Origin of the sequence: Roseburia sp. OM02-15 (assembly GCF_003481835.1) — a bacterium.
Taxonomy (GTDB): Bacteria; Bacillota; Clostridia; order Lachnospirales; family Lachnospiraceae; genus Eubacterium_I; species Eubacterium_I ramulus_A.
This window is the reverse complement of record NZ_QULX01000003.1, coordinates 245271-256166: the sequence shown is the minus strand read 5'-3', so window position 1 is coordinate 256166 and position 10896 is coordinate 245271. Positions and strand designations below refer to the sequence as shown.

The 10896-nt window shown below is 45.4% G+C and carries 10 protein-coding genes; 8 read left to right on the top strand and 2 right to left on the bottom strand.

The features are described from left to right. The 3 genes from DXB15_RS04660 to DXB15_RS04650 all read left to right on the top strand — a co-directional run. Positions 1-2018 (top strand): phage tail tip lysozyme (locus tag DXB15_RS04660; protein WP_187119644.1); only part of this gene is annotated, 2018 nt, incomplete at its 5' end. 171 nt (positions 2019-2189) lie between these two features. Then, complete coding sequence (locus DXB15_RS04655) at positions 2190-2483, top strand: type II toxin-antitoxin system RelB/DinJ family antitoxin (protein WP_109216503.1); 294 nt, start codon at positions 2190-2192, stop codon at positions 2481-2483. Between the two features lie 11 nt (positions 2484-2494). Further along, a complete protein-coding gene (locus DXB15_RS04650) occupies positions 2495-2902 on the top strand; it encodes a putative toxin-antitoxin system toxin component, PIN family (RefSeq protein WP_109216504.1) in 408 nt (135 codons plus the stop codon). 502 nt (positions 2903-3404) lie between these two features. Here DXB15_RS04650 and DXB15_RS04645 read toward each other — a convergent pair. Together DXB15_RS04645 and DXB15_RS04640 are read right to left on the bottom strand one after the other, a co-directional pair. Beyond that, complete coding sequence (locus tag DXB15_RS04645; protein ID WP_044963185.1) at positions 3405-3785, bottom strand: hypothetical protein; 381 nt, start codon at positions 3783-3785, stop codon at positions 3405-3407. 28 nt (positions 3786-3813) lie between these two features. Further along, positions 3814-4191, bottom strand: coding sequence for an SdpI family protein (locus DXB15_RS04640; protein WP_044963221.1), 378 nt, complete (start codon positions 4189-4191; stop codon positions 3814-3816). A gap of 175 nt (positions 4192-4366) precedes the next feature. On the opposite strand from DXB15_RS04640, the gene DXB15_RS04635 reads away from it, so the two are divergent. The 5 genes from DXB15_RS04635 (at position 4367) to DXB15_RS04610 (ending at position 10875) form a co-directional block, all read left to right on the top strand. Next, a complete protein-coding gene (locus tag DXB15_RS04635; RefSeq protein ID WP_118702203.1) occupies positions 4367-5716 on the top strand; it encodes a hypothetical protein in 1350 nt (449 codons plus the stop codon). A 280-nt stretch (positions 5717-5996) separates the two neighbouring features. Further along, positions 5997-7016, top strand: a complete 1020-nt coding sequence (locus DXB15_RS04625; RefSeq protein ID WP_146190232.1) for a hypothetical protein — start codon at positions 5997-5999, stop codon at positions 7014-7016. 115 nt (positions 7017-7131) lie between these two features. Beyond that, the gene (locus DXB15_RS04620) at positions 7132-7611 is read left to right on the top strand and encodes a hypothetical protein (RefSeq protein ID WP_118702201.1); all 480 of its coding nucleotides are present in this window, start codon (positions 7132-7134) and stop codon (positions 7609-7611) included. After that, positions 7535-10198, top strand: a complete 2664-nt coding sequence (locus DXB15_RS04615) for a VirB4 family type IV secretion system protein (RefSeq protein ID WP_118702200.1) — start codon at positions 7535-7537, stop codon at positions 10196-10198. Before DXB15_RS04620 ends, DXB15_RS04615 begins: the two co-directional genes overlap by 77 nt. Next, positions 10198-10875 carry a DUF5697 family protein gene (locus DXB15_RS04610; RefSeq protein WP_118702199.1) on the top strand — a complete coding sequence of 226 codons (678 nt, stop codon included), beginning with the start codon at positions 10198-10200 and terminating at the stop codon, positions 10873-10875. The genes DXB15_RS04615 and DXB15_RS04610 overlap by 1 nt, the downstream gene beginning before the upstream one ends. The last annotated feature ends 21 nt before the right edge of the window (positions 10876-10896 follow it).

The window sequence follows — 10896 nt, the reverse complement described above, 5'->3', positions numbered from 1 at the left end:
TTTCAAATTCTGCTGATTATACCAGTGAGATGTTTCAGATCGAAACGGAAAACCTGACGGCTGCCATGGATACCTATTTTTCAGATGCCGGGCATGTAGCTTCCATTTCTGCCCTGCTGGCAGATTTTGACGGGAGCCGGTATGGAACGTATGATACTTCCCATATGCTGCCCTCGGCAGGCACATTAAAATCCCTCTATGATGCGGTAGATGCAGATTATAATGGGGTGTATGAAGCACATACGCAAGTAACCGGGGAAGGACGGAAGCCGATGGTGGATGCAGACGGGACAAAAGTCGTATACGAAGGCTATACGCTGGTGTCTGATTATGATACCTTCTGGAGCAATGGGACCTATCAGAAGTATTTTCTGCCACTGATCCAAAATTCCTGTACGACAGAGGACATTACGAAAATGGAAAATGGGGACGGGAGCGTGTTGGAAGCAGACTTACCCGTTCTGATTGAGAGCATCCCATGGGGGAGTTGGGTGAGAGGGGAAGATCTTGTACGGGAAGAGACAACACAGGAAGTGATCACACGCGCCTATTACCGTTATTGCGGCTCGGAAGGGAAAACGTTTCAGTACCTGGATACAGGGAAACGCTATTATCTGGACGAAATGGACCAGCTTGCGGGGATCGGTGGAAAAACAAAAGAGCAGTGGGAAGCCTTATTTCAAAAACACTTGGAAAATGGGGATGGTATACTTTCTGATGGGGAATGGTGGCAGCTTGAAAGTGAGAGCATAACAACCGAGAAAGTCACCCGTTACATCACCTGCCAGTATACCATATCCCTGCAGGAACCGGTGGCATCCATGGTACAGACACAGTCCAGGGAGTATGCTTTTGTTACAGACGAAAACAGTTTAAACCTTGCAATCCGGCTGCTGAGATTCCTTGTGGGTGATCCGGCACCGGAGGATCAGGGTGTGTTTGGCTTCTTTAGCATCGCCAAGGACTTCCTGCTCCAGTGGAGTCCGGCAAAGATCCACAAGCAGATGACAAAAGAGGATTTACAGAGCATCAATAAGATCATTTCCTGGCGGAATGCCACCGCCAGCAACACATCATTTTTCGTAGGCGGCGGGGGCGCAATTCTTGGGGATTACACCCTTGGGGCAACAGCAGTGCAGTGTGCGCTGGCAAATCACAGTACGGATATATACAGTCAGGAGCGTCGGCTTTTGACCGGTTTTTCCGACTGTTCTTCCCTGGTGACAAAAAGCTATCAGGAGGCGGGATATGATACCCTTTATGGCATGACAGCGGCAGACCTGGGGCAACACTGTGACACGCGCGGTACGGCACTGTCCGGACCTGGGGAGTTGCGTCCGGGAGACCTGATCTTTTACCAGTATGGAGCTGGGAACGGGAGATACAAAAACATTGACCATGTGGCGATGTATGCAGGTGACATTGATGGGGATGGTCAGGCAGAGATCATCCAGGCATCGTATAGCCGGGGAAGGGTGTGCATTGATAAGTTCCAGACCAATAACCACATCGTTGGGTATGGACGTCCGTATGTGGCGGCTCTGGCAGGCAGTGTCGGGGATGAAAATGCGTTGTACGAATATCTGACGAAAACATGTGGGTTCAGTAAGGCGGGAGCCTGCGGTGTGCTGGCAAATATCTATGTGGAGAGTACCTATGATCCGACGAATGTAACAGGAAGATATTATGGCATCTGCCAGTGGGGAGATGACCGTTTACGGAATATGAAAAATTACTGTATCCAAAACGGTTATTCCCCGGATTCTTTCCAGGGACAGGTCAGCTTCATGGTATATGAGCTTGCCGATTACCCGGAACTGGTAACTTTTTTAAAGACGGCGACAGATCCGCAACTGTCGGCACAGGAATTTTGTGCCGGTTATGAGCGTGCAGTGGATTCCAGTGGGGCAGGGGCAAAGTATACGGGAAACCTTTACCCGGCACGCCGGAAAAATTCGTACCAGGCCTTGAAGAAAAGAATGAACGAAGCGGAACGTCTGTTTCAAAGTAAGGGATAAGCAAAAAGCCCGGTCGTGGAAACTGACCGGGCTTATATTCCACATGAAGATTTGAACCTATTGTGTTGTTTTTGCAATTATTTGTGTTCTAATTATTGATATTTTTGCTTTTCCTGTGTATAATAAATATAACAAATGAATCGATTATATTTATGAAAGAAGGTATGTTTTATGGCTCAGGCTACATTTAGTATCCGCATGGATGAATCACTAAAAAATCAGTTTGATAATTTATGTAAAGAGTTTGGCATGAATGCTTCTACTGCATTTAATATTTTTGCGCGTGCGGTTGTCAGAGAACGTAAAATCCCATTTGAAATCTCGGCACAGTCAAGCATTTGTTTAGAGGATGGGCGCGCTGCCTTTAATGCTCTGCGTCGTTCTGCTGAACAAAATAACCTGCAGGAATTATCTTTAGATGATATAAATGCAGAAATACAACTTGCCCGCAATAGTAAAGCATAAGGAGACGCTATATGAATTATCTGGTCGTTATTGACACGAATGTTCTTATATCCGCTTTACTATCCAAACATAGTGATGCGGCAACGGTTCAGGTGCTTAATGCTGTTTTTGACGGAACAATTATTCCTGTATTCAATGATGAGATTCTTGCAGAATATGATAATGTACTTCACCGTCCAAAGTTTAAGTTCCCGGATGCAAACATTCAATTACTTTTAGATACAATAAAAACCTATGGTGTATTTGCAGAGCAGCTTATTACAAATGAAATTTTGCCAGATCCTAAAGATCTTGTGTTTTACGAAGTTGTTATGGCGAAACAGGATGAAAATGCATACCTTGTGACTGGAAACAGCAAGCATTTTCCCAAAAAGCCGTTTATTGTTACACCAAATGAATTACTGGATATCATGAAATGATGTCTATTATGAATAAGAGAGCAGGATTCTACTCTGGCAGCTAATAATTCTGTCAGAATAAAATCATGCTCTCTTTGTTTCTGATATAAACTACGATGGGAGAAATCATGTGATATATATTTGAACTTTATAATGGAAACATGAGTGCTACCGTAATAGTAGGCGGTTGGCCTTTCAATAGGGGATAAGCCATATGTAGTATTGACTTTATAGCTGTGGTAAGTTTCGGCTTAACCTGTTTTGGTCTTGGATACACCTTTGGCAAGGATCATAATAAACCGCAAAAATAGATGCCCCAATATAAGCCAACTCATAAAACTGGAAGTCGTCTATTTCTTTGAACCATTGTTTTTATTGTCTTGTTTTTGCTTCTTTTTTTCTTTTATTCGCTCTTTAATCTTAAAAAATAATTTTAATGCCATTTGATTTGCTATCTGTCCCATAAGCAAACTCTCCTTCCATAATTCTAATTTTCCAATTTGACAAACTTGAAGTTAGCATTTTATTTCTGTTGTATCTTAGCCAAAATACTTTCTATTACAAGTGTTACTGTTATAAAGGCTCCTACAAGGGTGTAGTAGTTTAAGCCGTACATCAACGGCAAAAGAGAAATAACTACAGTAATAATTGAAAGGTTAAACAATGCTTTGAGAATACCATTCTTTTTCAATGAAAACAATGAAAGCAAGAAGATGGCAACAGTAAGTGTGGCTGTGATAAGTGGAGCAAAATTTGCATAGCCAAACGGTGTAAGGCTAAAGTATGAGAATGTTTCTTTTACTCTTTCTGTTGGAGATGTTGCAAAAATACAAACTGTTCCACAAGGCAATAATTCTAACACTATTGTTAAAGCTGAAAAAACCACTAAGCAGATTTTCTTCATGTTGTACATTTCCTTTACAAGTCCAAATTTATCTACGTGTTCCGTCATCATAAAAATGTATTTTCAAAGCTTTCTCAGTTGGGTAAATTGATAAAATCAAAAGAATACATTGAATTGTCATAAGAATCAATCCTGCAACTCCAATCGTATTCTTATCACTATGGTATAATGGAATATGTATCAAAGCAGAGGGTATAATCATTACCCATCCTATTTTCCACCAAAGTTTTCCGCAATAGTCGTGTGCAAATTTCCATGTATCCATATTTTTCATTGAACGAGTTGTTCTGTATCCATATATACCATTTATATGTTTGGGACAATGTTTCCACATTATTCTTCCACCGACAATCATAATAATTGGAACTAATAAATCACATATTAACATAAACAACCAAAAGCACATAAAATCCATCTCCCAACATTTCGATTTATCATACTGTTTTAGCATGAACATCTTCAATTTTTTCCAGTATACCACAAAACATAGAAAGTGTTCTTAAGATTATCTGAAGTTTCCGCAAAACGCAATGTGAAGTATATATACACTAAGGATATGGACAGAAAGAGTGGGAGGGAAGATGCAGCAGAAAATGATAACACAGAAGAGAACACAGGCAGAGTGCCGCCCGCGCTATCAGGAGGTGGCAGTCGATCATACTGCCGTTAGTGATATGAAGTATAAGCAGATGAACCGGGCTGTACTAACCGAATTTTTATCGTACTCTTCCCTGAAGCGGAGCAAGGGCAATACACATCTGTTCCATTTCCTGCGCTTGTGGGCAAGAGCGGCAACCAGACCTGGATACAAGGATGGCATTGCATATAATACCGGAATGCTGATCCTTCCTTTGGACTCCAAAAAGCACAGGAATCATCTTTGCCGGGTATTGGATGTGCGAACATCGGAAGATGCTCTGCACATCTTAAAAGAAATGCAGAAGATGAAGGTTCTGACCTATAAGGTGCAACAGGGGCAGGTGTGGATCTGGCTGGACTGGAGCTGTATTTTCATAAATCCGAAAAAGGAGCTTTCGTCCATGCAGAGATTGTTCTATGCGGAATCAGGATTCATATTATTCCCCATTACAGCAATTTCAAAGTTATTACGATTGGATGAGCCGGACAGACACTTGAGCCCGATGGATATGTTCCTGGACCTGTGGTTTCATGGAACCGTGTGTGATCCCTATACGGCAGGTAGTGTATTAATGCCGGTAGTACACTTGGAACTGAACCAAAAAGTGTACAAGGAATGTATGGAAAATGAAAAGATCTTAGATCCCAGAGTGCATCTGGATGATCTGGCGGTGCGCTGGAACTGCTCTAAGTCTACGGTGTCGCGAAGACTTGGCACTTTTGTGTCGGATGGCTTACTGGGCATCTATGAGACACATCCCGCATGTCTGGAATCACAGGGCATGCTGCTTGTGTTGCCCGGATATTGCAGCCGGCATTTTTCCAGACGGGGGAATGTGGTACAAGATCCGGTTCTGCCTGATCCGGAAACGGCAATCCTTGCGGTGGAGATCGCAAAACACGATATCTGGGATGAGCAGCACCTTCCGGAGCATATCAGGCGTTTTGCCCGGACAGCACATTTTAAAGGGAATGGGCAGAAACTTACACCAATGAATCCGTTCTACCCATATCTGGATGATCTGGGACAGGATATGGAGCAGGCAGCAGGCGGAAGGAATCAGAGTGAACCAGTTACAGAGGAAGCTATGGGAAATGCGCCCCATGAAAATACGGAAACCTTCAGAACGGTGGCGGGAAGAAACCATTGGCAGCAGGCACGTTTCCTGTTTTGGTTAGAGTCGGGGGAGAACGGGGCAGAGTTTTTCTGCGTTCCGGTTCGGACGGTCTGGAAGCAGTGGTATAAACCTATGTGCAGAGCCTATGAGGGCTGTGGACCGCCAGATGTATGATTGCAGGATCGCCGGTTTTGGTTTCAGAAATGATCTGAATGAAAGAAAAGGAATCGATTGGAAAATCAAGGCATTTTGTGATCAGAAAATTCCAGATATTTCTTTAGTGGCTTTGGAAGGAGACAAAAAAAGGTACGGTTATGGCTGTGATACGTTCTATTGTCTCCTGACAGAATAGCATAACGTAAATAAATACCACTGTGTAGATGTCTGGATTTTTTGGTTACAGGAAAAACACCATGTCACAAACGGCATGGATGGACAGGAAGGAAGAGGATACATGAGAAAATTATGTGAGATGAGTCTGCTCATTTTGGCACTACTGTTCCCGTTTCCGGTATTTGCTGCCGGGCAGGAAAAAGTGATGGGAACAGTGCAAATTCAGTGCTTTGTGGATCTGTCGTTGGACGGGCAGACGATGGAACTGGTGTTTGAAGAACAGGATACGGGGGAAGAGGTAACCGTAGCAAGCAGGGAGTATAAAAACCATGCCATTACCGCACAGATGCCGGTTGGGACTTACCGGCTGTCTGCTATCCGGTTTAACGACAACCTGTATTTTGACTACCGTTATTCGTGCTCCCCGGAGACATTTTCGGTGACTGGAGAAGAACAGACAGAGCCGGTATATGTGTTTGCTGTCGGCCGGTCAGAAGCACCGAAAGCAGTCACCAGTAAGATTGTGTTTTCCGGACAGGAGAAATTTTCCGGAACGGTGCAGATCACGCTGCATGCGGTACTGGATGTGTATTATGGTGATACGGTGACTTACCGGCAGGAGGATTATACCGTAACCTCTGTGGGAGCGTCAGAAAAGACGGTTGATCTGGATGCTGGAACCTATGAGATCACAGAGATCAATGCATACGATGAGAAGCAGGAGCCGGTCACTGTCTATTACCCAAAGTATTTTACGGTTGACCGAAATGCCATGCAGAAGCCGGAGATCGCGTTACTGGTTGGAGAACAGGATACCGCCGGAACGGAGCTGGTCTGCAAAGCGGCACAGGAGATGGATGCATACCGGTATGTGGCAAACCAGAAAATGGAACTGCCCTATGAAGCGGTTACGGGACAGACGGATGTGATCGACCAGATTCTGGCATCTTCCGGGGGAACACAGGAATCGGACAAAAAAGCAGAAACATCCGAGCAGACCAGGACAGAAGAAAGTGGGGATGCGATGAAAGATATTGTTCCGGAAAAACAGGTCACCAGAAAGTGGCTGCTCCCTGCCGGGATTGGCATGGCCTGTGCCGTTTGCCTGGTGCTTGTGAGAAAACGAAGTTTCCGATCCTGACGTTTTGACGTATATCTTTCTATGTGATCGCAAGGCATGCGATTACTGTACTTTCCATTTTTCAAAAGCGGTGAGATTGATTCTTGCCGCTTTTACCACAGGAAGGAGGAATACGTTGAAACAATATATTATTCCCTACAATTTTGCGAGGGAAGGATATGTGTATGGAAAAATCACCTGGAGCAGCATGGTACAAGCCATCATCCTGGTCGGCGCGGCGGGAAGCGTGATCTTCCGATTGCTGCCGTTCCCGTTTAAGGTACGGATGTATCTTGCCATTTTTATCCTGCTCCCATTGGCGGTGCTGGCGCTAAAAGGCATCCATGAGTTGAGTCTGTTTTCATTTTTGCAGGATTTTTTTCAGACGGTGAAAGACCGGGGCTTGTATGAGGCACCGGGCAGCAGCGTCAAGATCCATCGGGAACAGCTCATGGTACGCAAGGAATACCAGAAAATGCAGCGGGAGAAGGCAAAAGCACGCCGGATAAAAAAGGTGGTTGCAGAAAGGGAAGACACAGATGAAAATGAAACAGTTACGGCACGAGAAAAAAATCTATCGGGAACTGGAACGTATGCGAAAAAGCCGGACGTTTGAGAGCAGTACCGATAGGACAGGGCAGGAGCCAGATGATATTTTGAATATGAGTGCGGCACAGCGTCTGCGGATGATCCATGCAGAAAAAATGTCCGTACCGAAAGCAGAAAGAAAGACACCGGATGCAAAGGCAGACCAGTTACCACTTCCGACAACGCTGGCGGTTGATTTCCTGCCGATCAAGAAGATTAAAAACGGGACCATTTATACGGACGATGGGCGGTATGTGAAAGTTCTGGAAGTCTTACCAATCAACTTTTTGTTAAAGAGCAGGGAAGAACAGGAACAGGTGATCTACGATTTTGAGAAATTTTTGCGGATCGCACCGGATAATTTCCAGATCAAGGTGCTGGCAAAAAAGACGGATATTTCCAGTTACTTACAACGTCTGAATGAAAATATCGCATGTGAGCCGGATGAAAAGTGCAGAGCCATGATGGAGGACAGCAGGAAGCTGCTCATTGACTTGGGACAAAATGAAGCAATCTCCAGACGGTTTTTCCTTGCATTTGAGGCACCAAAGCAGGAACTTCGGATGCAGACCGAGGAAGAAATAGAGCGGGTGCTGTGCCGGATGCGTGACCGGACGCTGACCTATTTGCAAAACTGCGGGAACCGGGTGGCAATCCTTGGAAGCACGACAGAGGAAACCGCAAAGATCTTTTTCGACCTGCTCAACCGGACAAGGATCAGCTCCGTTGATTTTCCCAAGCGGGTGTCCGAAGTGTACCGGTATTATGATTTAAATTATGGGAAAGCAGGGACAAAACAAATCCCGGTGAAAGAATATGTTACCCCAAAGCGGCTGGATTTTAGGCACAGTGACTACCTGCAGATGGACGATACCTACTATCAGACCTATTATGTGCGCGCGGATTCCATCCCGGCACGTGTAGGGGCTGGCTGGACCGCCTGCATCATCAATGCCGGGGACGGGGTGGATGTGGACCTGTATGTAGAGAAAAAAGATAGGAGCAGATACATTGAGCGGATCGGACGGCGTCTGCGATGGAAAGGCTCCAGCATCAAGGGGATGGACCAGTCTACGGCAGAATATGACGAATTAAGCGACCGCATTGCTTCCGGGTACTACCTGAAAAATGGCTTATCGGGTGGAGCGAACACCAATGATTTTTACTATTTTGCGCTGATCGTTACGATTTCTGCACCTTCCCTGGAAGCGATGCGCCAAAAGGCGCAGGCATACATCGATTATCTGAAATCCATGGAAATTTTACTATCCCCATGTGACTATGAGCAGGTGCGGGCATTCCATACTTATCTGCCACTGGCACGCTGCGACCGGAAGATCTTTTCCCGCGCCAAGCGCAACATCTTAACGGAAGGACTGGCGGCATGTTACCCGTTTTCAAGTTATGAAATGAGTGATCCGGATGGCATCATTCTTGGGAGCAATGAGCTGAACGGCTCCCTATGCATGGCTGACTTTTTTAATACCTCCAGTTATAAGAATGCCAATATTGCGATCATGGGAACCAGCGGAGCCGGAAAGACGTATACGATTCAGCTTCTTGCCAAACGGTTCCGGGAGAAGAAGATCCAGACGTTTATCATCGCTCCGGATAAAGGACATGAGTATAAAAGGCTCTGCGACAATATGAATGGCACCTATGTCAAATTTTCCCCAGGTGGGTGCGCCTGCATTAATGTCATGGAGATCCGGAAAAAAGATGATTCTGCAAACCATGTGATCGATGGAGCCGGAAGGGAAGCATCGGAGCTTGCCCTTAAAATACAGAGCCTGCATGTGTTCTTTTCCCTGCTGATTCCGACCATGACGGCAGAGGAAGATCAAATTTTGGATGAAGCGCTGATCCTGACCTACGAAAAATACGGCATTACCCATGACAATGCATCCCTTTATGATGTGGCGGCAGGGACATATAAGAAGATGCCGGTACTCTCAGACCTTTACGACGTACTAAAGGAAATGCCGGAGGGCACCAAACGTCTGTGCCTGATGCTGAACCGGTTCGTGCATGGTTCGTTTGCATCCTTAAACCAGCAGACCAATATCAGGGAAAGTGAGTACATGGTTTTTGACATTTCAGATATTCAGGGGGAATTTCTGACTGCACTGATGTATACCGTATTAGAGTATGTGTATGCGCGTGCGAAGGAAAACCGGACGAAGAAAAAGGCGATCATTGTAGATGAGATCTGGGAGCTGATCGGTTCCAAGTCAAATGCCAAGGCAGCGGAGATCGTTCTGGAAATTTTCAAGATCATCCGCGGTTATGGCGGGGCAGCGATTGCCGCAACACAGGACCTGAACGACTTTTTTTCACTGGAAGATGGAAAATACGGGAAAGGGATCATCAATAACTGTAAAACCAAGCTCGTATTAAACCTGGAGCGGGATGAAGCACAGGCAGTGCAAAAGCTGCTGTCCCTTTCGGCAGAAGAGTATAAGGAAATCCTGCATTTTGAGCGCGGGCATGGGCTTTTATGCACCGGTGGGAACAACATCCCGGTCTGGTTCCGTTCAAGTGCACTGGAACACCAACTGATCACGACCGACCGGAAGGACCTGGAGCAGATGTATGTACAGATGGGAGGAGCGTGATGCAGGCAGCAATAAACCTTCAGGGGGAACAGGTGGAGTTCCAGGAAAGAAAAGAGAAGCATGACTTGAGAAAGGAGATCCGATCTCTTTTGATCACAGTGGGACGACTGAATAAGCGGCAGTTTCTGGAGTATTTTGCAGACAATAAGCAGGAGCAGGTCGGCTACTTACTGCACCAGATGGTACAGACAGGCGAGATCTGTGAACCGGAGGAAGGAGTTTACTTGCAGGATGCGCGGTTTTTGGATGCGTCCTATTATAAAACACCAAAGATCCATGGCAGTGAGAATGTCTATGCTGATATGCAGCAGTATGAAAGACACCTTACACAGCTTCAAAAAAAGCAGCAGGCATTCTGGGTGTTTCTGGACTTTAAGAAGCGGATGCAGGCACAGGACCCGGTGGCAATCGACAGCAGGGAGTTCCCGTTTATGTTATTGGCATTTTGGGCAGATGGATGTATTTATGAGATTTTGGAAATACTGGAAGGAGAGGAATCACAACTTGCCCTTCTTACAAGTAAAGAACGTTATGAGAGCATTACAGGGCAGGTGCGCCGCATCGTGATCATCGACCGGATGGAGCAGATCGAAGGACTAAAGCGATATCAGATTCATGGAATTGCCGGATATGTCACAGTGGATGCTGACGGAAAAACATGTTATCAACATCCATAGAAAAAATAATTATAGAACAAT

Coding starts and splice junctions, on each gene's coding strand:
- DXB15_RS04655 (WP_109216503.1), top strand. CDS start 2,190: ATGGCTCAGGCTACATTTAGTATCCGCATGGATGAATCACTAAAAAAT.
- DXB15_RS04650 (WP_109216504.1), top strand. CDS start 2,495: ATGAATTATCTGGTCGTTATTGACACGAATGTTCTTATATCCGCTTTA.
- DXB15_RS04645 (WP_044963185.1), bottom strand. CDS start 3,785: ATGAAGAAAATCTGCTTAGTGGTTTTTTCAGCTTTAACAATAGTGTTA.
- DXB15_RS04640 (WP_044963221.1), bottom strand. CDS start 4,191: ATGTGCTTTTGGTTGTTTATGTTAATATGTGATTTATTAGTTCCAATT.
- DXB15_RS04635 (WP_118702203.1), top strand. CDS start 4,367: ATGCAGCAGAAAATGATAACACAGAAGAGAACACAGGCAGAGTGCCGC.
- DXB15_RS04625 (WP_146190232.1), top strand. CDS start 5,997: ATGAGAAAATTATGTGAGATGAGTCTGCTCATTTTGGCACTACTGTTC.
- DXB15_RS04615 (WP_118702200.1), top strand. CDS start 7,535: ATGAAAATGAAACAGTTACGGCACGAGAAAAAAATCTATCGGGAACTG.
- DXB15_RS04610 (WP_118702199.1), top strand. CDS start 10,198: ATGCAGGCAGCAATAAACCTTCAGGGGGAACAGGTGGAGTTCCAGGAA.